Genomic DNA, 21,970 nt, shown 5'->3' with positions numbered 1-21,970 from the left:
ATGAGATGCTCAGTAAGAAAAATATGCAATAAAATCTGCATAACCAACAATCCACTTATCTCAATGAAGCAGTTCAGGATGCAGAGAATCAGCAATCCTAAGATCCCTGAAGGCTTCTTTGTTGGAGCTGCAGGAATCCTCAAGAGCTTTTACAGCAGGCAACTGACTATCTTCGATGAACTTCAGGGAAGCACCGCCTCCAGTCGAGACATGGGTGAAATTCCTCTCAAGCTTCATGCGATAGATAGCTTCAGCAGTGTCACCGCCTCCTACAATTGTCCTGGCAGTTGTCTGGGCCATGAACTTAGCAAGCTCATTAGTGCCGAAAGCGAAATCCTCTACCTCAAAGAATCCTGCCGGGCCGTTCCAGAATACCATCTGGCTATTGAGTATTATCTCCTCATACAAAGCAATAGTCCTTGGCCCAATATCGACGATATAATAATCCTTAGGGACATTGTTCGGAGTGCAGAGCCTTGTCTTCGAATCCTCCTCAAGCTTCTCAGCGCAGATCAGATCAACAGGCAGGATCACCTTGTAAATCTTCTGGTCGAAATTAGGGTATTCAACAAGCTTGTTCTTTGAAAGCAATGACCTGGCAAAATCAACAGAAGCCTCATCATAAACCGACTTGCCTATCCCCTTGCCCTGGGCCTTCAGGAAAGTATTCGCCATTGCCCCGCAAATAAGCAGGACATCTGCCTTCTCAAGCAGGGTCTCTATAACCTTAATCTTATCAGATATCTTCAGGCCTCCCATTATGACGACAAACGGCCTGTCAGGCGAATGAATCATGGAAAGCATCCTGAGCTCCTGCTCGAACCTAAGACCCATGACACCGGGTATGAACTTAGGCACGCCTGTAACTGATGCATTATCCCTATGGGCTGTTGCAAAAGACTCATTGACATAGATATCAGCCAGACCAGCGAGCTTCCTCGCGAATCCTTCATCATTGCTCTTCTCCTCTTCGTGAAACCTCAGATTCTCAAGAACAGCAACACATCCCGGCTTCATTGAGCCAATCTCGTGCTCCACACCAATGCAGTCATGTAGCTTCTTCACATCATACCTGTTGTCCAGAAGCCGCTTGATCCTCAAAGCCACCTTGTCAGTCCTGAGAGAATCAACAACCTGACCTTTAGGCCTGCCAACATGCCCCATAATTATTACCTTGGCATCATGCTCAAGAAGATAATGCAATGTGGGAAGAGCCTTCTCAAGCCTTGAATCATCAGCTATGTTGCCCTGCCTGTCAAAAGGCACGTCAAGATCCATCCTGACAATAACCTTCTTACCCTTGTACTGCAGATCCTTAAGCCTGAGATATCCCATCAGTTCCACCACAAGTTCATCTCACCAGATGCTTCAGCATATCAACCATCCTATTAGAGTAACCCCACTCATTGTCATACCAGGCGCATACAGTAACAAAATTACCCCCTATGACGTCTGTAAAAGCAGAGTCGAAAACACAGGAATGAGGATTCCCGATGATATCACTGCTGACAAGCTCATCTTCAGTATACTCCAAAACAGACTTAAGATGATTATTGCCAACCTTGCTGAAAAGATCATTTATGCGCTCCTTGGTGGCCTCCTTATCCAGCTCGCAAGTGAACACAACATAGCTGCCATCAGGCACAGGGACCCTCAGAGCAAATCCATTGAGCTTCCCCTTGAGCTGAGGAATCACTTCAGCAACAGCGACAGCAGCCCCTGAACTCGTGGGGGTGATATTGACAGCAGCGCTCCTTCCCCTCCTCAAATCCTTGTGAGGGGAGTCGACGAGCTTCTGGTCAGCAGTGTAAGCATGAGTGGTCACCATATACCCCCTCCTGACCCCGAAATTGTCATTAAGCACCTTGACAATCGGCGCGAGGCAGTTTGTAGTGCAGGATGCATTGCTGACAATATGATGCTTTGATCCGTCATATTCATGCTCATTGACACCCTTGACCAGAGTGATGTCAGGGCTCTTGGCAGGAGCTGAAATGAGGACCTTCTTTGCGCCGGCCTTGAGATGCTTGCCAGCACCTTCCCTATCCCTATAGAAGCCAGTGCACTCTGCAACCACGTCGACACCCAATTCCTTCCAAGGAAGATTTTCGGGATCCCTCTCAGCAAATATCCTGATCTCCCTTCCATTCACAATCAAGCTATGCTCAGTATATGAGATATCATAACCCCTCTGGCCATGCACAGAATCATGCTTCAGAAGATAAGCCAGGACCTTCGGCTCTGAAAGATCATTGATAGCGACCCATTCAATCTCAGGATCAGCGTGGCCAGCCTGAAAGACCTGCCTTCCGATCCTGCCAAAACCATTTATTGCAACTCTTACCATGACTTCACCCCTCTTGACAAAGACTAAAAAATAAAATAATCAAACAAATAAAATAATCAAATAAATAAAATCAACAAATCAATTATAGACATGCTGGATGACTGCATCCGGATTGATGCCAAGCTCTTTCTCCTTCTGGGCTATCTTGATCCTTGTCTTGATGACAGTATCCGGATTGAGAGAGATGGAATCGATGCCGCACTCGACAAGGAACTGGGCGAACTCAGGATAATCGCTCGGAGCCTGGCCGCAGATGCCAATCTTCCTGTGCCTGTGCTTCGCTGTCTTGATCACCTCATAGATGAGACGCTTGACAGCATCATTCCTCTCGTCATATATCGATGAAACAATCTCAGAATCCCTATCCAGCCCCAAAGTGAGCTGGGTAAGATCATTCGAGCCTATGCTGAAACCGTCAAAGATGTCACAGAACTGGTCAGCAAGGATGACATTGGCGGGGATCTCACACATGACATAAACCTGCAATCCATTCTCTCCCCTAACCAGGCCGTTCTTCCTCATCTCATCAATCACTTTCTGGCCCTCATCAACAGTCCTGCAGAACGGGATCATGACCTTTACATTGGTCAGGCCCATCTCATCCCTGACCTTAAGCATGGCTTTGCATTCGAGCGCAAAACCTTCACTATACCTGGGATTGTAATATCTTGAAGCCCCTCTCCAGCCTATCATGGGATTGTCCTCCTTAGGCTCGAAGTAATGGCCTCCCATGAGGTTAGCATACTCATTAGACTTGAAGTCAGACATCCTGACAATGACATCCTTCGGATAGAAAGCAGCGCCGATCATCGCAATGCCGTAAGCGAGCTGATCAACAAAGAACTGCTTCTTGTCATCCCAGGCAGCAGTGTGCTCATCAATCTCTTTCCTGACCTTCTCATCTGCCACCTTCTCTGGATGGATGAGGGCGAGAGGATGTATCCTGATGAAAGAGTTGATGATGAACTCCATCCTTGCAAGACCCACACCATCGCTCGGGATCATCGAGAAATTGAAAGCCTGATCAGGCGTCCCCACATTCATCATTATCTTGGTCTTTGTGGCCGGGATCTTCTTCAGGTCGACAACCTTCTTCTCAAAGGGTATCATGCCGTCATAGACAAGGCCCACATCACCCTCTGCGCAGGATACAGTGACCTTCTGGCCAGATTTTATGACATCAGTCCCGTTATTTGTGCCGACGACACATGGGATGCCAAGCTCCCTGCTGATGATAGCAGCATGGCAGGTCCTTCCGCCCCTGTTCGTGATGATGGCGCTTGCAATCTTCATGATCGGCTCCCAATCAGGGTCAGTCATCTCAGTAACAAGGACCTGGCCCTTCCTGAACCTGTCAATATCCTTTGCGCTCAATATGACATTGGCCTCTCCCTGACCGACCTTTGTGCCGACAGAATGGCCTTTGGCCAAGGCCTTAGGCTTCTCCTTGATGTGATATTCCTCATAGACACTGAAGTCCTTCCTTGAAGCGACAGTCTCAGGCCTTGCCTGCACAATGAAAAGCTTGCCTGTCTGGCCATCCTTGGCCCATTCCATGTCCATGGGCTTGAACTTGCCGGCCTTCTGCGAGTAATGGTCCTCGATGGCAACAGCCCAATGAGCCAAAGTGAGGATCTCATCATCAGAGAGGACAAACCTCTTCTGGTCTGCCTCAGGCACATCAATGTTCGCTGTATATTTGCCGTCCTTCTGGACCTTATCAGTATAGATCATCCTCATCTTCTTAGAGCCGATATGCTTAGAGATGATCGATCTCTTGCCGTGGCGCAATGTGGGCTTGAACACATAATATTCATCAGGATTGACAGCGCCCTGCACGACATTCTCTCCGAGGCCATAAGCTGCTGTCACAAAGCAGGCATCCCTGAAACCTGATTCTGTATCAATAGAGAACATCACTCCAGAAGATGCAAGATCAGAGCGCACCATCTTCTGGACACCAATCGAAAGTCCGATAGAGAAGTGGTCAAAGCCCTTGTCCTCACGATATGAGATGGCCCTGTCAGTGAACAATGATGCAAAGCATTTCCTGCAGGCCTCAAGCACAGCCTCATCACCATGGATGTTCAGGTATGTCTCCTGCTGGCCGGCAAAGGAAGCATCCGGCAAGTCCTCAGCTGTTGCGCTGCTCCTCACAGCGACGTCAATATCAGACCTGTCCCGGTTATAGGCTCCGCAGAGGTTCCTGTACTGGGCCAGGATATCCTTCTTCAGATCCTCAGGGAAAGTTGCTTTTTCAAGAAGATTCCTCACCTTCTTGCCTCTCACCTGGATATTCTTGACGTCATGGGTGTCAAGACCCTTCAAAGTGTCCTTGATCTTCTGCCTCAGGTTATTCTTGTCTACAAAATAATGATAAGCATCAGCAGTTATTGCAAATCCGTTAGGGACAAGCACACCTTTAGGTGTGAGATTCCTGAACATCTCCCCCAAAGAAGCATTCTTCCCGCCAACAAGCGGAACATCCTCAATACCGATCTGGTCGAACCACAAGATAAAAGCCTTTGATTTGTCCATAATATCCTACCTCTTTTTTTGTTTGTTGAAGTTTAAATATGGATATAAATATCTCAATCAATAATTCGGGCAGTAGCAATATTTAAAGTTTTCTAATGGCCAATCTGTATCCAATCTACATAATTTAAGGTTTATAAGCCTTGGCGGACTGTTTTCAGGTTTTTTAGGATAACTTTTTATATTTTTAAATAAAATAGGCCTGAATGGGCAAAAAACAGGCAAAAGCAAAAAAACTCCCAAAATCAGCAAAACTGACAAGAAAGATGATGATACTCATGCTGGCATACCTATGCCTGGCCGGGTGCGCAGAAACAAACAATGAGATACCCGGCAGTGTGGCTAGCAATGCAACAGAGAACACGATCCAGATATGCTTCCCGGAGAGGTGCATAGCAGCAGAGGTGGCTGACACACCAGAGCTGCGCGCACAGGGAATGATGTACAGAGAATCACTGTCCGAAGAAGAGGGGATGCTCTTTGTATTCGACAGGCCGGCAGTATATCATTTCTGGATGAGGAACACGCTAATACCTCTTGACATGATATTCCTTGATCCGCATAAAAGGATAATACACATCGAGGAGAAAGTGCCTCCGTGCTATGAAGCAGAATGCGAAAAGTACGGGCCAATGGAAGATGTCCTTTATGTCGTGGAAGTAAATGCAGGATACTGCGAGAACAACGGCATCGAGAGTGGCCAAACTGTCTCATTCCAGTGGCCTGAAAGATAACAATCCCTATAACCGATAATCTCATTTCTTCTGCAATCATGGGTTTTGAGTCACAGGCATCAGAATTAGAGGAGATAGTGCAAGCTGTGCATAGAGTGATCTGTACAAACCCAACTCACACAGGCCTAATAATGTATCCTGAAATTCTCCGGGAGATGCAGGTGATCAGTGTCAAGGAAAAAGGTATGCCTATAGGGCAAAAATCTGCAGAGGAACAGAAAGAGATTGATATGCAGGAACAGACAATAGAAGAGATACAGGGCAGTGTCTATCACGCCATCAGAAAAGAGAATATAATCGAGCATCTGGGATTCCAGATGGTATACAAGCCAGTCAATTACCATCATGAAAAGGATGATTCATATGGCATGAAGTTCATGTCAAACACCAATTTCTGGCCAACCAATGTCCAGGTAGAGAAAGTGCCGCAATATGTGCTGGGACAAGGAGTGCTGGGAAGGGCATTCACAGGGCTTGGCGTGATACAGATAGATGAAAGGCTGCACGGCGAAGCCTTCTATGAAGTGCTTACACACGAGATGGAGCACATCATGTATCCGCATCTCTCTGAAGGAGAGATAAGATTGCGGACGAGATACAAACTGCCCCATAAGCCGATATTCCATTAACTATCAAGGCCTAAAATTTCCAGATAAGGACAATTATGATGAGGATAATCACAAAGATCATCACAAAGATGAACAATCCTTCACCCTGGGCCTTCCTATCTTTCAGCAGACTGCAAAGAGTCTTCAATCTTATTCTCATCATGAAATGAGGTATGATCTTGACCATTAAATATTTTTCCAATTTTTGGAACTCGCCCACCATCCAGTACCCCCGACCACCCACCCCTTGCGTAAGTGATGTTGTACCTAGTCAGATAGAAGAAATTATCAATTCTTCATTATCTTAGCAACAAAAAATCCCTCTGTATCATTATCCTGGGGCCAGATGCGCAGGCATTTCTTGACTTCATCACTATAAGCCCGGCCCTCGAATTCTATCACTGGATCGCTCCTTTCTATGTCGAGCTCTATCGGCATGATCCTTGCATCGGGATTATCCCTGAGCAGATGATCAATGACGCCTTCGTCTTCCTCAGGCTCAAGAGTGCAGGTGCTGTACACAAGAGTGCCCCCGGGCCTGAGCGAGTTGAAAGCTGTCTGGATAAGCTTCTTCTGCAGGGCAGGCAAACGCTTCAGGCTCTGCGGATTCCACATGCTTATGGTCTTCAATGATTTCCTTATCGTGCCTGTTGCAGAACACGGGGCATCAAGCAGGATCCTGTCAAACCTGATATCCTTGTTCGCAAAATTCAGGCCATCCATCTTAGTGATTACTGCATTCAGGACACCTGAGCGCATGAGATTGATGCCGAGAGCCTTGATCCTCAATCCGTCGACCTCATTCGCGATGAGAAGGCCCCTGTTCTGCATCATCGCAGCAATCTGGGTCGTCTTGGAGCCAGGCGCAGCAGCCATATCAAGCACCAGTTCACCTGGTTCTGGCTGGAGGACAATAGGAGGTATCATGGAAGCAGCTTCCTGAACATAGAAATATCCAAGGATATGCTCAGAGAGATTTCCCACATCACGGCGCTCTCCCCTTATCCAGAAACCTTCTTTGCACCAGGGAATCTGCTCGAGCTCCCAACCCTTGCTGATAAGCCTGTCCCTAATCTCAGAGACCGGCTTCTTAAGAGTGTTTATCCTGATTGATTTCCTGAGAAAAGACAATGAATATTCCTTGAACTTGTCAAAATCAGTCAGGGCTGAGTATCTTTCAATGAAAGCCGGCTTGAATTCAATATCATCAGAATTCTCCCATCTCTTGAGTTCCCATGGCATGAAGCATGAATTATTTTCTTACTTATAAATATAATGCTCTATAATAATGCTTATAAAGGTCCTTCATAGCCACTTTTGCCATGTCCCATCCAACACCAGATGATTTTTCCATATTCAGACACTTCAACAGCGAAGTCATCAGCCTTCTCCTGGCAGAACTAGTGCCATCCCAATTCACACCGGGACCTGAGATCTGGGAATCATATGCAGCGCTTTTCAACGGCGCAAGGGCTGAACCCACAAGGAGGACAATCACAAGGCATCTGAGAAGACTTGGAGCTGATGCGGAAAATGAAGAAAAAGCTGATGTACACAAGCCGATCGAATTCAGGGAACAGGAAAGCGACCATGAATTCCGCCAGAAATTCGGCCAGCCAGTATTTGCCTACAGGATGCGGCAGGAGAACATAAGGGATGCAGCAAAGATCGCCCTTCAGACTGCTCTAGACATGAATTCCAGCATGCATTCCATCCTGGGAAGCAGCGGGTGCAATGTGAATGAGGACCCGACCTGCGGCCTGCCAGTCAGAAGGATGTACCTGCTCTATCAGATAAGCAATGGGATAACAAAGAGCACAGACCTATTCCATACATTAGACACAACATACCCTTCATTCTACCAGAGCATTGACGGACTTGTCGAAGCAGGATTATTGCAGAGAAATCCAGTCAACAGGAGAGAGACAAGATATCTGCCAAGTGCAGCAGGATGCAAACTCTTCGAGGATTTTCTAATGCCAGTGCTCTGCCTGGCAAACGGCTGGGACACAAGATACTCATTGAAGGAAATGACAGATCATGGAAGAAGACACCTGATAGACCTCTACAAGCAATCACAGTCATTCTACACCAAGCAGAGCCCGCAAGCAAGGATGGAATGCATCATCATATATCTTGAGCAAGGCTCGGCAACCCCTCTCCAGATGACAAAAGACCTCGGGTTCAGGACAAACAATTATGTCAGGGAACTGCTTGAATCAGGAAGACTCAGCTGCGAGAGGAAGAATGGTGGGGCTTATTATTCCTCCAATGGCAACACCAGCATATGATCGCCTTTGATATTGATACGATGAGAATCCCCATCTCAGATGTCCAGGAATCTCTCTTTCATTATATTGAGAACCAGCTTTGTTTCTGTCCTCTGCACAAAATCATAAGACTGGATCTGCTTGAGGAAAACATCCAGCGATTTCCTGTTCCTGAACTTTGCAATGACAAGCACATCAAAATGACCTGTGATATCATAGACTGCCACGACATTCGGGATGCCAGCGAGCCTCTTCTCAACCTGGAAAAGCCTGCCTTTCTCAACCCGCAGTTCGACAATCACAGTGATATCATATCCGATCTTGTCATAGTCCAGAAAAGCGGTGTATTGCCTGATAATCCCATCAGCTTCCAGTCTCTTTATCCTGTTCATCACAGTCACTACTGAGACATCAACCTTCTTTGCAATGTCCCTGTAACTGCTCCTGGAATCCTGAAGAAGCAGATTAAGTATCTTCCTGTCAATCCTGTCCGGTGTCATTTTGTTAATCTTCACTTTGCTTTTCAGGTAAAATATTAACAAATATAAATATTTTTTTATTTTTTATGTTATTTTGTTAACAATAATCATAGAAAATATTAAATATGTTAATTAGACAAAGCCTCTCATTGCGAGGTGGCATAATGGAAACAAGAGATGTCCTGCAGAAAATCAAGGATGACAGCATAGAGGAGATCAATCTCATCTTCACTGATTTCCTCGGTCAGATCAAAAGCGTGACCATAACAAGCGAACGGGTGCCTGAAGCATTCGAGAAAGGCATATGGTTCGACGGAAGCTCAATAGAGGGATTCACGAGGATATCTGAGAGCGACATGTATCTCATGCCAGACCCATCCACATACAATCCAGTGGCCTGGGAGCAGGCAAGGATAGCGCAGATGATGTGTGATATCTTCACACCGGATGGAAAGCCTTTTGAGGGCGATCCAAGATTCATCCTCAAACGAGCCATATCAGACGCCAACTTGATGGGATACGAGTACATGGTCGGACCAGAGCTCGAGTTCTTCCTTTTCCGTAACGGTGACAAGCAGAACCCAGAGCCCATACCCCACGATACAGCCGGCTATTTCGACAACAGCACCCGGGATCAAGCTGTTCTGATAAGAAGAGAGATGGTCAAGGCCGTCACTGCGATGGGCATAGATGTCGAGATGAGCCATCACGAAGTCGCAGACGGCCAGCATGAGATAGACTTCAAGTATGGAGGGGCTCTTGAGACCGCAGACAGGGTAATAATCATGAAGTCAGCGATAAAATCCATCGCACAAAGACACGGAACATTCGCATCATTCATGCCGAAACCCATATTCGGAATAAACGGGAGCGGGATGCATGTGCATCAGAGCCTCTTCGACAGATCAGGAAAGAACATATTCTTCGATGAAAAGGACAGCCACAAATTGTCTGACACAGCCAAATCATTCATATCAGGGCAGTTCAAGCATATCAAGCATATCACTGCAGTGACCAACCCGACAGTGAACTCGTACAAACGGCTGGTTCCCGGATATGAAGCTCCAGTCTACATATGCTGGGGGCAGAAGAACAGGAGCGCCCTCATCAGGATACCCCGATACAGCCCCGGAAGAGAGCAGAGCACAAGAGCAGAGATAAGATGCCCGGATCCGAGCTGCAACCCTTACATGGCATTTGCCATGATGCTCTGGGCAGGCCTTGACGGCATCAAAAGGAAACTGATCCTGGATGATCCGCAGAGTGATGACGTATACAAATTCAATTATGAAGAGCGGGTCCAGAAAGGCATCGAGATGCTTCCAGGAAGCCTCCATGATGCGGTGCTGCTTTTCGAGCAAGGCACAATCACTGATAAACTAGGCGCAGAAACCAAGAAAAAATACATCAAAGCCAAGATGAAGGAATGGGATTCATACCGGACTCAAGTAACAAAATGGGAGCTTAACACATATCTCCCCATTGTCTAACCACCATAGACCCCGACATACGGTAGATCGCGATAATCATCATCCTTGTCAAGGCCGAAGCCGATGACAAACTCGTGGGGTATTATGAAACCAGTGAAGTCAGCTTTTATCCTCGGCATCTGAGGCCTAACCTTCTTGTCGAGAAGAGCTGCCCATTGTATTGAACCCGGATCCTTTCTCCGAAGATAATCATTGACAAACACCAAGGTGCCTCCAGTGTCTATGATATCCTCAATCACCAATGCATGCTTCCCCTTGATATCAATATCAAGATGCTTAAGCACCTCATATCTTCCAGTAGAGGCAGTGCCATCATATGACTTGACCCTCAAAGTGTCCCTTCTGACATTGGTTCCCGGGATATCCCCGATGCATCTCTGAAGAGCATCTGAAAAAGGCCTGGCCCCGTCAAGCAATGTAATCATGACCAGTTCGCCATGATCATGATAATGATCCCTTATCTGATCTGCAAGAGCCTTGATCCTTGCATCAAGACAAGCAGGAGAGATGAGAATCCTATCAACATCCTCATCAATCTCCGGCAGGCATTCTCTGACTGCGATTATGCCATCCATTGGTACATGAACTGCCTGAGAAAAATCAGAGATCATAAGCGGTTTGTATATTGACATAATTCTTCATGCGAGAACCCATTTATTAAATTTTCTGAAAAATGATGCAACTGATCAATGAATATATCTGACCATATAAGGCCCTTGCCTCCTGTAGCCCAGCTTCTTGTAATACTCCCTGGCACCGACACCGCTGATGACGACAATCTTCTTCTTCCCATGCCTCTTTGCCAGATCTTCAGCCTTCCTGAGCAGCCTCTGGCCATATCCCTTATGCTGCATGGATGAACCGGATCTCTTTCCAAGCCGGAGCTGGGTGCCATAGACATGAAGCTCCCTGATCAAGGCTGCGTCTTTTGTGATCTCCTTCCTCTCTGATCCTGAAGGAAACCGCATCCTGCAGAATCCGACAAGCACATCATTCTTCTTATCCTCAGCAGAAATGAAGAATTCTTTCCCTCCGGATGAATCATACTCTCTTGACATGATGCTGATCCGCCCAATCCTGGCAGCCCTTCCTGCTTCTCTGCATCTTATGCATCGGCATCTGGTGCCTCTATCTTTCATCTCGTCAACCACATACTGGCGAAGATTGGTCCTATCAACACCTGCTTTTGTGACATTTGTAGGAATATCCCTCTGAACCCTCATTATCCGGCAGTATTCAGGGACAAATCCCTTGAAAGAAGCTATTATGTCGACTGCTTCTCCTGTAGTGATCGGCTTGTACTTCTTTGCGAGATAGAGATCATAGAGCCTTGTGCCAGGCATCACCATGCATGGGTATATCTTCAACATATCAGGCCTGAATCCAGGATCTGAGAAGAGCTCTCTGAGCATCTCCAAGTCTGTTCCCTGATCAGAGCCGGGAAGGCCGAGCATGAAATGGAAATTAAGCTTAAAACCAAGATCCTTCAGAATCCTGATCGAATCAACAGAATCCTTGAGCGTGTGGCCTCTCTCACTGCTCACCAAAAATTTCTCTCTTGTGGTCTGGACGCCAAGCTCAACACGTGTACAGCCAAGCTTCAGCATCTGATTGCCATGCTTAAGCCTGCCATAATCCGGCCTTGTCTCGATAGTCAGGCCGACACATCTCACTGCAGATCTCTCATTCCTTGACTGCTCCTTCCCAAGAACTGCCTTGCCTTTCATCTTCAGGATCTTCTCCTGGATCTTCAGAGTGCGTCCAGGGCTATTGACATCAGCCGGCAGCTCAAAGAATACCTTGAACCTCTCAAGATCAAACCTGTCTCCAAAAACCTGAGAGAAATCATTCATGGCCTTGTATGCATAGGCGATGAACTCATCCTGATACCTTATAGGCATCGATGGGAAAGTGCCTCCCATGACAATCAGCTCAATCTTCTCCGGCATCTGGCCGAGGACGACATACTGCTCAAGACGATTGAATACCTGCAGATATGGATCAAAATTTGCCCTGATGGCGCGCATTGTCGCCGGTTCCCTGCCAGTATAAGACTGGGGTACATCACCGAAAAAAGATTCAGTGCCTCCAGGGCAGAAGATGCATCTGCCATGAGGGCACTTTGCCGGCTTTGTCATTATTGCCACAACCGAGACCCCTGAAATGGTTCTTGTCGGCTTGGTGATCAAATACTTCCTGATGATGTGGGCATCTTCTTTCATCGCATTCATGTATATCCGGATATCAGTAGGAATATCCTTGATGTGATATTTTGAGCAGAGCTTGACCTTCTCTTTCATCAGCTGATCCTTGTCAGGCCTATTCCTCTTGATATACTCAATCAATTCTCCAAAAAAGTAGTCCTGGACTGCCATATAAATAAGTTAAATTGCGGTGTATTTAAATCTTTTCAGGAAAGAATGCAATAAAATATGAAAGATATAACAAAACAAGAAAGATATAACAAAACAAGAAAAACATAATTAAACAGGGAAAAATGAAAATAAGACAAGAAGAAAAAAGAAGATAACAAAACATGAAGAATAGAGTAAGACAAGAAGATAAAAAAAGAAGATAAAAAAACAAGAAAAAATCAGGAATAATAAGTCCCTTCTGCCCTGTTGGAGTACTTCCTCATGAACATCTTCACAATCTCCCCAACAACCAACAGGCTCGCAGCAATCCCAAGAGAGATGCCAAGATCAGCAAATCCAAGAGGCACAGTCTTGAAATAAGAGCTCAATGGGCTGTAGACGACCATGAAGTGCAGCAGCAGTGAGACTGCAATAGCTCCCCAGAGCCACCTGTTCCTGAAGAAATGCCTGAAAGCAGACTCATGATCAGACCTTGTGTTGAAGATGTTGACCATCTGGAACAACACGATTGTCGTGAAGGCCATTGTCCTTGCATACTCCATGCCTGAATCATAGAACATCCTGAATACATACAATGTCCCTATCATCATCACAACGCCGACAATGACCAGGAAGATCCCATTCATCCTCGTGATTATGTACTCCTTCGGATTCCTCGGCTTCCTCTTCATGATATCCTCAGCCGGAGGATCCACAGCCAGCGCCAATGCCGGCAGGCCATCTGTCACAAGATTCATCCAGAGTATCTGGATGGCCAGCAAAGGGAGAGAGAATTTCATCAGGATGGCGACGAAAATCGTGAGAACCTCACCTGTGTTGCAGGACAGAAGATAAAAGATGGATTTCTTGATATTATCATAGATGTTCCTGCCCTCCTCTACAGCATTCACAATCGAAGCGAAATTGTCATCCATGAGAACCATCTTAGAAGCCTCTTTAGCCACATCAGTGCCAGAACCGACGCAAACGCCTATATCCGCCATCTTCAGGGCAGGCGCATCATTGACACCATCACCTGTCATCGCGACAATATGCCCCTTGCGCTGCAAGGCTTCAACAATCCTGACCTTGTGCTTCGGAGACACTCTCGCATAGATATTGACATCTTCAACAAAATCATCGATGTTAGCAGAAGCATCGATATCATGCCCTGTCATCGCCTTCCCCTTCAGGCCGAGCTTCTCAGCAACAGCCTTTGCAGTGAGGACATGATCACCTGTTATCATGACAACCTTGATGCCGGCAGTAGCGCATCTCCCAATCGCCTGCTTTGCCTCTTCCCTGGGCAAGTCGATCATGCCCTGAAGGCCGACAAAAGTAAGGCTCTGCTCGTTGAGATCACCTGTGAGCTTCTTGTAAGCAAAGCCGAGCACCCTCAATGCCTTGTTGGCAAACTGCTCATTCATGCCAAGGATTCTCTGCTTGTCTGCTTCGCTTATCCTCATCTCAGTACCATCCTTCAGGATGTAGGCGCATCTCTTGAGCAGCTCATCGGGGGCCCCTTTAGTATAAGCATATCGAGCACCCTTTATCTCATGCTCAGTAGTCATTATCTTCCTAACAGAATCAAAAGGAAGCTCATCCTTCCTGGGATACTGGGCGTTCAATGCATCCTTGAAAATGCCAGCCTTAGCCGCAGATACGATGAGAGCAACCTCAGTCGGGTCACCAATCTGCTGATCACCCTGGATGGATGCGTCATTGCACAATGCGCCGATGCTCAGAATAAGCTCAATCACCTTATGATCAGCCTCCTTGCCGTCCACAGAAAATTTCCCTTCTGTGGAATAGCCAAGGCCTGAGACATCAATTATCCTATCATTGACATACATCTTCTCAACAGTCATCTTGTTGAGAGTGAGAGTGCCGGTCTTATCAGTGCAGATCACAGTCGTGCTGCCAAGAGTCTCGACACTCGCAAGCTTCCTCACCAAGGCCTTCTTCTTCACCATCCTCTGGACACCCAACCCAAGCGAGATGGTGACAACTGCAGGCAGGCCTTCAGGAACAGCAGCCACAGCAAGAGCCACAGCAGCCAGGAACACCTCCATCAAGGTGCCTTCACCTGACAGATAGCCTATTATGAAGACGACAAAACATATGGCAAGGACGAGATAGCCCAGCATCTTGCCGAACCTGTCCAATTTCATCTGGAGAGGCGTCTGCTTATCATCAGTCTCCTGTATCATCTTCGCAATCCTGCCTATCTCTGTCTCCATGCCAGTGCCTGTGACAACTGCTTTCCCTTTCCCTTTGGTGACAATAGTGCCAGAGAAGATCATATTGATGCGCTCAGCAAGAGCAGTCTTCTCATCCAGAGTCCTGATATATTTTGTCACAGGAGTCGATTCTCCTGTGAGCGCAGATTCATCAATCTCCATGTTCGCCAATGAAACCAGCCTTGCGTCTGCAGGGACCTTAGAGCCCTCTTCCAGGATTATGATATCACCAGGAACAAGATCCTTTGTGCCGACCTGGACCTCTTTCCCATCCCTCAATACAGTCGCCTTCAGGCTCGTCAGCTTCTTGAGGGCTTCAATGGCCTTCTCTGCCTTGTATTCCTGGACAAAACCAAGGATGGCATTGATTATCAGGATGATAAGTATGACAATAGCATCAACAGTCTCACCAATGACAAACGAGATTATTGTTGCACCAATAAGGATCCATATGATGAAATCCATGAACTGATCCAAGAATATCTTAACAGGAGATATCTTCTTGGTCTCCTTAATCTCATTGGGGCCGTGCTTCTGGAGCCTCTGCTGGACATCCAGGGATTTAAGCCCATGCTCACCAGTCTTCAGGTCGTCATAGACCTTATCAATCTCTTGGGCATAGTATCTCATTTTCTTACCTCTTCCGGCTCGGGTATATCAATCGATGTGTCAATATCAGTCAGCTTGGTATGGGGCAGGCCTTTCTTGATATTGTCATACCTGTCCTGCTTCTCCCTCATGAGCTTCCTGAAAATCTCCTTAATGCCTGACTTCTCGTGATAATCATCAAGATGATCAGAAAGAAGCTTCTGCTTCGACAAGTAATCATGGAAGTGATCCAGGGTAGAGATGAACATATCAATCTCCTCAATCGCCCCCTCTGTCTTGAACTTATCCTTTGGGCTGATCCTATTAGAGAGCCTCTTCTGGAGGTTCTGCTTCCTCTTCTCAAAAATCCTCTTTATCTCCTTCAGCATCATGATCACCTCTATATCCTTATCGTGTCTCCTGGTTTCTGGAGATACACTTTCATCCCTCTCTTCTCTGCAAAATCCTTGATTGCCTGGCCAGATTCCGGCTCGCCATGGACGAGGCAGAGGTGTTTCGGCCTCAATTTCAGTATCATATCCTTCAATGCCTTTGAGTCAGCATGGGCTGAAAAATCAAATTTCCTCACTTTGCATTTCACCTTAACAGTCATGCCATCAAGAGAGACCTTTCCCTCTTCAAGCAATGTCCTCCCATTAGTGCCTTCAACCTGGTAGCCTGTGAGGAAGATGGCTGTGCGCTCGTCAAAGTAATGATGCTTGAGATATTCTATCACAGGGCCACCGGTGAGCATCCCCGATGTTGTCACGAATATTGCCTTCTCCTTCATGACATCCTTCCTATCCTTCCAGCTCTTGATGACCTTCACTCTGCTGAAAGCGGTCTTGAGAAGGCTCTTGTCCCTGACAAATTCAGGCATTGCCAGCATCTTCTCGCACACCTCAATCCCCATGCCGTCCATGTAGACCGGCACATTGAACTTATCATAGATCATCATGATCACTTCCTGAGCCCTGCCGACTGCAAAGACAGGGATTATCACTGAACCGCCATCCTTTAAAGTCTTCCTGATCGCCTGGATGAATTCCCTGATCTCGCCCTGCCTGTCATTCTGCAACTTGTTCCCATAAGTCGTCTCGCAGATGAGGACATCAGGACTGCCCTGCACATTCGCCTTCTCCAGCAGAAGAGTATCGCTCAGCCTGATGTCACCTGTGTACATTATCTTCCTGCCATCCATATCAACTGTCGTGATAGCACTGCCAGGGATATGGCCCGCACTATCCATCCTGAACCTCATGCTTTCCTGCAGCTCTTCCCTTCCATAATCGAGAATCTTTGTCCTGGAAAATACCCGCTTCATATCAGCCTTGTGATACTGAAGCTGGTTCTTCAGCAGATCAATGCCATATGAATCCTTAAGCAATATCTTTGTGAGAACCCTTGTGCCATGCGTCATATATACTGGGCAGTCAAGTCCTGCCTTCATAAGATGCGGAAGATATCCAGTGTGGTCGAGATGAGCATGGCTCACGAACACTGCATCAATCTTGTCTACATCCTTCATCTTCACAGGATATTCTGTGCCTTCCTCGCCGAACTTGATGCCTGCATCAAAGATGATGCGATAGTTGTCTGATGCAACCTCAATGCAAGACCTTCCTACTTCCTGTGCAGCCCCATGAAATGTAATCCTCAATTTTTTCTCTTCCATTTTTCCTCCTTCTTAATCTCCTGCCACCTCTCCTTTATCTTATCAATATCCTTTGTCTTCTCATCGCTGAATACATGAGGGTGGCGCCTGATCATCTTGTCTCTCGAAGCTATCAGAACATCCTCAATACTGAAGAGATCCTGCTTCTGGGCAAGCTTGCAGGCGAAAAGTATGTTCCAGAGAAGATCACCGAGCTCCTCTTTCATCGCTTCAGGATCCTCCTTACCGATGGCTTCCACGACCTCTTCTGCCTCCTCAAGGATGAAAGGATAGAATGACTCTAATGTCTGTCTCTTGTCCCATTCACAGCCATCAGGGCCATGAAGCTTCTCTACAACATCCAACAATTCCTGGAATTCCTTCATTTTTTCTCCTTATCCTTCTTAGGCCTCTTATCTGAGGTCTCAAACTCGAGGTACCATCGATTGGTCTCTTTCTCATAATTGAATATGACATTATGTTTCTTATCCCTGTCCAGGGCGAACAGAAGAGGCATGGGTATGGTTGTCTCAAAGCTGGATCCTCTCCTGTAAAGCTTCCTTTTTATCGATGTCATTCCCTGCTCAGCTCCTCAAGTTTTTTCTCAATCCTTTCTATCTCATCTGTGGCTCTCTGCCTGTAGCTGTATATGTAATAGCTGATATTCCCGACAATCAGAAACACTACAAGGATAAGGAACCACCAATTTATGGCTGATACCTTCTCGTAGAATGTAGGAGGGATAATCACAGGTTTCTGGATATCCTCTATGCCTATGTCCATCTTTGCAGCCTGATATCCTGTCTTGAATGCATTGAAAAGGACCAGGCCTGATTCCTTTGCCTCAAAATAATAGATGCCATTATTGTTCACTGTGAATCTTTCGCTTGCACCTGATTCATACACAGCAGTCACCTCAGCATAAGGCACCGGCATGTCTGACATGTCCACCACTCTTATCTCAAAGACATCCTTAACAAAGGCCTTTTCCGGAGATATTATCCTGATCTTGGGAAGGATGCATTCTCCGCAATCCGCCGGGCAATTACCGCAGTGCTCGCTGTTGCCGCATAGGTTATTCCCGCATATCTCTATATAACCTCCTCCCCCATCACCATCATTGCAATTGCCGCAGTCCTGCGGGCAGATGGCACATGTCTCACCATCATTACAGATATTATCGCCGCACCATGGAAAATAAGTGCCCGGACCTTTGAGGACGATCGGAGAGCCTCCTGTAGGGCATTTCCCGCAGTCTTCAGGGCAGGAGCTGCAGGATTCATCAGGATCACATACATTGTCCCCGCAGTAGCTGCTCACCCCAATCATCGGACCATAATCATTGACCAATCCTGAAACCTCACCCCTGTTTGTCCCATTATAAGGATACTCATCGCCTGAATCACCGAAGCCATCATGGTCCATATCTGATATGAGAATATCATTCTCGAATATGTCATCCCAATAGTTGCCTCTCGGGGTTCCTGTGGAGTTCTCATAAAATCGGTTTGTGATGTTGTCTGATGATGCCTGTATTGTGTTGTTTATGAAATGATTGGAATAGATATTATTGTCTGAACTATTCCGGAACCAGATCCCATACAGTGTATTATTGCTGATTGAGGAATTCGTTATATTGATATCAGCAGATAAATCCATGACATAAAATCCATTATTGTTATTATCGGTTGTGACATCTGTGAATGTCATATTTTTTGACCTGTATACCCGGATACCATCGTCAAGATTGCTGCATGCATCCGAATTGGAGATATGGCCCTGATCAGCATTTGCGAAATACATCCCATTATCACTGTTGTCCCTGAATCCAGAATCTATCACGGTCAGATTATATCCTGAAGAATAAAGGCCATTCATCCCATTCCCATAAGAAGATGCATTTATTATCTGCGTATGGTTTGTCCTGCTTATCTCAATCCCATGACGACTATTACCAAAAACATTACAGCTGATGATCTTATTGTCGATGATATTATTGGCAAGAACAATGCCCCTGGCTGCATTACTGATATTGCATCTGTAAACAGTATTGCCTCCATGCGGACCGAAATTCGGGGTGTTTATATATACACCTGAAGAGAACAACCCCCCATTACCAACTGCAGTGGAATATGATAATGTATTGTTTGAAGAATAGGAGAGATCAAATTGTTGGCCATCAATATTGCCAAATGACCTGCAATTCGTGATATTGTTATTATTGCTATACCAAATATGGAAACCGCTATTGTCATTATCATATGCTTTGCAGTGACTTATAAGATTATTATCACACTGTTCAAAACTAAATCCAAAGACATTGCTTCCAGTCGCATTGAGATTAGTGAAAACACCATCATCGATATTATTAAACCTGAATCCCCAGACCCTGTTGCCTGAAGCGATCGAATCACTCACTGAGATGTTCTGCAAATTATTCAGGTAATAACCATAATAGTAATTATCATAAGAAGTCATGTTCTCAATTTTTATCCCGGATCCTCCATTGATATAGACCCCATAATCATAATCCCTCAGGATGCAGTTCCTGATGACAGTGCTGTTTTTCCTGTAAGAATATATCGCATAACCTGAATCTGTACCCCTGAAAGAGGAGCCATTGCAGTCCAATATGATATTACTCCTGTTCATTATTACCAAACCATTGTTCCCTGTATCAGCGAGGTCATATGATCCGGAACAAAGCAATGTATCTGAATTGATTATCAGCCCATCAAAAGGATAAATACACGGGATATCGACAGAATGCACGTGATTATGTGTCATGTTGAATTCATCACCCAGGACAAGATTCTCTCCAAAACTGATATTCACCGAATAATTGCTGTAATATTTTATGGAGACAGAATCCTGCACATATTCACTCAGAGTCCTTGCAGCGGTGTAACCAGTGATGTCTGTGATGTCAGAGGCTATCATGACACTATCTATATCACTGATATTTGCCGAGGCTCCTGGTAGGGGAGTTCCATAATGGGACACATATGTCTGGTAGTACCAGGTCTTATTGAGCACAGCGTTTCCGTTCACACTATTTGTCTTTGACGATGTGTTGATAAGATCCAATGTCGAGCCCTCAGTCCAGTTGACAAAGACCGATCCATTAAGCCTTGAATGCATAATAACAAGATTGCTCGAATTCTCTGAGAAGATATCCCATGAATAGTTTGCAATGATGCAATCCCTAATTGTCACATTCTCGAAATCAGATATGTTGAAACCCAATCCTGAATCGCTCCCAATCAGTCTCGAACCATTGCAGTCAATCTCAATATTGTCTGCGCCAACATGCACGGCCCCATTGCTGTCCGAATCATCGATATGATATTCAGCGCTGCAGAGGGTACTGCTTCTTGCTATTATGATATCATCCCCGCTTATATTCAAGCAAGGGATCTGTGTTATGGTCACTGAATTGCTCGTGAGAGTCGTGCCGTCACCAGTATCATCATTCGGCGTGACATTGCATGTCCAGATATCTCCCACTTCAGTCTCTTCTGCAACTATCCTGTCAAACCTGCCAGAGCCGCTATTGTAATTCTCAGAAATCTGCTCACTGCTCAGGGGGCGGTCCCATACCCTGACCTCATCGATCGATCCCCTAAAATACTCTGGAGACACCGGATCATAACCTATTGATGGCGTGGCTGACCAGCCTGAACCCGGATAGACATCGGATGCTTCCAGCTGTCCATCCACAAAAAGAGTGATATTGGATCCGTCTCCCAAAGCAGCCAGATGGTGCCAGCCACCTGTCGCGATAGATATAGAGGAACTGATTGATGCAGAGTCCACCCCGTCATATGCAAAGAATGATGGATATCCATGTGATCCATCAAAATAAATGTATAATGAGTACCCTTCATAACCCGGGCCTATCTGGGTGACAATCGGACACCAGCTCGTCGGGCAATTCCAATCACTCCCATTCACCCAAACCTCGATAGTGAAGCTCTCACCTTCAAGAGCCGGAATAGAGCCTGTAAGATTGATATAATCATTGCCATCAAACCTGTAAGCTCCGCCAACAAAACCAGCTTCAATCCATTCAGGAGCATTGCTGCCTGAGCCTAATGTTCCATCATTCCCATAAGGGGAATAATCTCTTGTGTTAGTAGTGGAATTAGTGTCAAAAGGCATGATCAATGAGAAGAGGCTTTTGTCATGAAGCATAAAATTATAGATATTTGTTACATTGTTCCCGTCAGAATCATCTGTCGACTGATTGTAGCATATCAGGTATTCGTCAGTATGGTTTGTGCTGTACTGGGATTTTAGCAAAGGTGCAGAATGTGTGGGAAGATCCATGACACCGAACCCTTGATGAACAAAAGTGAGGGATGATACTTCTTCCTGCTCAACTCCAGTCTCTTGTCCTCCAAGTTCTTCATCTGTCAGATCATCATCTGACAGCTTTGCTGCCATATCCACATCGGATCCATCTGGCCTATCAGGTTCTGTGTTGTTTTCTCCTGTGCTGTTCAAGAATAAATCATCTGAAACTGCAATATCATCTGTTGAATCCTCAGTTACAGGCATAATCCCAAAACCCATGCCAGTCGGACTGCTGAACAGAGGCGAGAACATGGCCAATGCTATGAGAATCCCGAACAATAAGACAAACAATGGCCTGATAAGTATCAAATCACT

Annotated in this window: 17 protein-coding genes; 4 read left to right on the top strand and 13 right to left on the bottom strand. The window is 46.0% G+C overall.

Features of this window, described 5'->3' with window-relative positions; genetic code table 11:
- Positions 1 to 60: 60 nt before the first annotated feature.
- The 3 genes from JW968_01650 to ppsA all read right to left on the bottom strand — a co-directional run bounded on the left by JW968_01650 (position 61) and on the right by ppsA (position 4,885).
- On the bottom strand, positions 61 to 1,344 hold the full coding sequence (locus tag JW968_01650) for a phosphoglycerate kinase (GenBank protein MBN1385662.1): 1,284 nt from the start codon (positions 1,342 to 1,344) through the stop codon (positions 61 to 63).
- Positions 1,345 to 1,351: 7 nt separating this feature from the next.
- Positions 1,352 to 2,347 (bottom strand): type I glyceraldehyde-3-phosphate dehydrogenase, encoded by a 996-nt coding sequence (gene gap, locus JW968_01645; GenBank protein ID MBN1385661.1) that lies wholly within the window; start codon positions 2,345 to 2,347, stop codon positions 1,352 to 1,354.
- Between the two features lie 78 nt (positions 2,348 to 2,425).
- Positions 2,426 to 4,885 carry a phosphoenolpyruvate synthase gene (gene ppsA, locus JW968_01640; GenBank protein MBN1385660.1) on the bottom strand — a complete coding sequence of 820 codons (2,460 nt, stop codon included), beginning with the start codon at positions 4,883 to 4,885 and terminating at the stop codon, positions 2,426 to 2,428.
- 263 nt (positions 4,886 to 5,148) lie between these two features.
- Here ppsA and JW968_01635 point away from each other — a divergent pair, with 263 nt between their 5' ends.
- Both JW968_01635 and JW968_01630 read left to right on the top strand, forming a co-directional pair.
- Positions 5,149 to 5,616 carry a DUF192 domain-containing protein gene (locus JW968_01635; protein ID MBN1385659.1) on the top strand — a complete coding sequence of 156 codons (468 nt, stop codon included), beginning with the start codon at positions 5,149 to 5,151 and terminating at the stop codon, positions 5,614 to 5,616.
- 131 nt (positions 5,617 to 5,747) lie between these two features.
- On the top strand, positions 5,748 to 6,245 hold the full coding sequence (locus tag JW968_01630; protein ID MBN1385658.1) for a hypothetical protein: 498 nt from the start codon (positions 5,748 to 5,750) through the stop codon (positions 6,243 to 6,245).
- 267 nt (positions 6,246 to 6,512) lie between these two features.
- On the opposite strand, the gene JW968_01625 is transcribed toward JW968_01630, so the two are convergent.
- Positions 6,513 to 7,466 carry an NOL1/NOP2/sun family putative RNA methylase gene (locus JW968_01625; GenBank protein MBN1385657.1) on the bottom strand — a complete coding sequence of 318 codons (954 nt, stop codon included), beginning with the start codon at positions 7,464 to 7,466 and terminating at the stop codon, positions 6,513 to 6,515.
- 80 nt (positions 7,467 to 7,546) lie between these two features.
- Here JW968_01625 and JW968_01620 point away from each other — a divergent pair, with 80 nt between their 5' ends.
- The gene (locus JW968_01620; protein ID MBN1385656.1) at positions 7,547 to 8,515 is read left to right on the top strand and encodes a hypothetical protein; all 969 of its coding nucleotides are present in this window, start codon (positions 7,547 to 7,549) and stop codon (positions 8,513 to 8,515) included.
- A 35-nt stretch (positions 8,516 to 8,550) separates the two neighbouring features.
- On the opposite strand, the gene JW968_01615 is transcribed toward JW968_01620, so the two are convergent.
- Positions 8,551 to 9,009, bottom strand: a complete 459-nt coding sequence (locus JW968_01615; GenBank protein ID MBN1385655.1) for an Lrp/AsnC family transcriptional regulator — start codon at positions 9,007 to 9,009, stop codon at positions 8,551 to 8,553.
- A 128-nt stretch (positions 9,010 to 9,137) separates the two neighbouring features.
- On the opposite strand from JW968_01615, the gene glnA reads away from it, so the two are divergent.
- Entirely contained in the window at positions 9,138 to 10,463 is a 1,326-nt protein-coding gene (gene glnA / locus JW968_01610; protein ID MBN1385654.1) for a type I glutamate--ammonia ligase, read from the top strand.
- Here the strand turns inward: glnA and JW968_01605 are convergent.
- The 8 genes from JW968_01605 to JW968_01570 all read right to left on the bottom strand — a co-directional run bounded on the left by JW968_01605 (position 10,460) and on the right by JW968_01570 (position 21,964).
- Positions 10,460 to 11,095 (bottom strand): hypoxanthine phosphoribosyltransferase, encoded by a 636-nt coding sequence (locus JW968_01605; protein ID MBN1385653.1) that lies wholly within the window; start codon positions 11,093 to 11,095, stop codon positions 10,460 to 10,462. The genes glnA and JW968_01605 overlap by 4 nt on opposite strands.
- Positions 11,096 to 11,149: 54 nt before the next feature.
- Complete coding sequence (locus JW968_01600) at positions 11,150 to 12,838, bottom strand: tRNA uridine(34) 5-carboxymethylaminomethyl modification radical SAM/GNAT enzyme Elp3 (GenBank protein ID MBN1385652.1); 1,689 nt, start codon at positions 12,836 to 12,838, stop codon at positions 11,150 to 11,152.
- A 218-nt stretch (positions 12,839 to 13,056) separates the two neighbouring features.
- Positions 13,057 to 15,687, bottom strand: a complete 2,631-nt coding sequence (locus tag JW968_01595) for a calcium-translocating P-type ATPase, SERCA-type (GenBank protein MBN1385651.1) — start codon at positions 15,685 to 15,687, stop codon at positions 13,057 to 13,059.
- Positions 15,684 to 16,037: a hypothetical protein gene (locus JW968_01590; protein ID MBN1385650.1), complete on the bottom strand. Its 354-nt coding sequence runs from the start codon at positions 16,035 to 16,037 to the stop codon at positions 15,684 to 15,686. The genes JW968_01595 and JW968_01590 overlap by 4 nt, the downstream gene beginning before the upstream one ends.
- Positions 16,038 to 16,045: 8 nt before the next feature.
- Entirely contained in the window at positions 16,046 to 17,320 is a 1,275-nt protein-coding gene (locus JW968_01585) for an MBL fold metallo-hydrolase (protein ID MBN1385649.1), read from the bottom strand.
- Positions 17,302 to 17,685 (bottom strand): hypothetical protein, encoded by a 384-nt coding sequence (locus JW968_01580; protein MBN1385648.1) that lies wholly within the window; start codon positions 17,683 to 17,685, stop codon positions 17,302 to 17,304. Before JW968_01580 ends, JW968_01585 begins: the two co-directional genes overlap by 19 nt.
- A complete protein-coding gene (locus JW968_01575) occupies positions 17,682 to 17,876 on the bottom strand; it encodes a hypothetical protein (protein MBN1385647.1) in 195 nt (64 codons plus the stop codon). The genes JW968_01580 and JW968_01575 overlap by 4 nt, the downstream gene beginning before the upstream one ends.
- Positions 17,873 to 21,964: a right-handed parallel beta-helix repeat-containing protein gene (locus tag JW968_01570; GenBank protein ID MBN1385646.1), complete on the bottom strand. Its 4,092-nt coding sequence runs from the start codon at positions 21,962 to 21,964 to the stop codon at positions 17,873 to 17,875. The genes JW968_01575 and JW968_01570 overlap by 4 nt, the downstream gene beginning before the upstream one ends.
- Between the last annotated feature and the right edge of the window lie 6 nt (positions 21,965 to 21,970).

This window comes from Candidatus Woesearchaeota archaeon, from assembly GCA_016928155.1.
In the GTDB taxonomy this organism is placed as follows: domain Archaea; phylum Nanobdellota; class Nanobdellia; order Woesearchaeales; family JAFGLG01; genus JAFGLG01.
Note: the sequence above shows the minus strand (reverse complement) of the source record. Positions and strands in the feature narration are given on the sequence as shown.

What these genes read in the sequence shown, in the direction of transcription:
- JW968_01620 (MBN1385656.1), top strand. Translation starts at nt 7,547, where the DNA reads ATGTCCCATCCAACACCAGATGATTTTTCCATATTCAGACACTTCAAC.
- JW968_01580 (MBN1385648.1), bottom strand. Translation starts at nt 17,685, where the DNA reads ATGAAGGAATTCCAGGAATTGTTGGATGTTGTAGAGAAGCTTCATGGC.
- JW968_01585 (MBN1385649.1), bottom strand. Translation starts at nt 17,320, where the DNA reads ATGGAAGAGAAAAAATTGAGGATTACATTTCATGGGGCTGCACAGGAA.
- JW968_01625 (MBN1385657.1), bottom strand. Translation starts at nt 7,466, where the DNA reads ATGCCATGGGAACTCAAGAGATGGGAGAATTCTGATGATATTGAATTC.
- JW968_01630 (MBN1385658.1), top strand. Translation starts at nt 5,748, where the DNA reads ATGTATCCTGAAATTCTCCGGGAGATGCAGGTGATCAGTGTCAAGGAA.
- JW968_01590 (MBN1385650.1), bottom strand. Translation starts at nt 16,037, where the DNA reads ATGATGCTGAAGGAGATAAAGAGGATTTTTGAGAAGAGGAAGCAGAAC.
- ppsA (MBN1385660.1), bottom strand. Translation starts at nt 4,885, where the DNA reads ATGGACAAATCAAAGGCTTTTATCTTGTGGTTCGACCAGATCGGTATT.
- gap (MBN1385661.1), bottom strand. Translation starts at nt 2,347, where the DNA reads ATGGTAAGAGTTGCAATAAATGGTTTTGGCAGGATCGGAAGGCAGGTC.
- JW968_01600 (MBN1385652.1), bottom strand. Translation starts at nt 12,838, where the DNA reads ATGGCAGTCCAGGACTACTTTTTTGGAGAATTGATTGAGTATATCAAG.
- JW968_01605 (MBN1385653.1), bottom strand. Translation starts at nt 11,095, where the DNA reads ATGTCAATATACAAACCGCTTATGATCTCTGATTTTTCTCAGGCAGTT.
- glnA (MBN1385654.1), top strand. Translation starts at nt 9,138, where the DNA reads ATGGAAACAAGAGATGTCCTGCAGAAAATCAAGGATGACAGCATAGAG.
- JW968_01595 (MBN1385651.1), bottom strand. Translation starts at nt 15,687, where the DNA reads ATGAGATACTATGCCCAAGAGATTGATAAGGTCTATGACGACCTGAAG.
- JW968_01635 (MBN1385659.1), top strand. Translation starts at nt 5,149, where the DNA reads ATGATGATACTCATGCTGGCATACCTATGCCTGGCCGGGTGCGCAGAA.
- JW968_01575 (MBN1385647.1), bottom strand. Translation starts at nt 17,876, where the DNA reads ATGACATCGATAAAAAGGAAGCTTTACAGGAGAGGATCCAGCTTTGAG.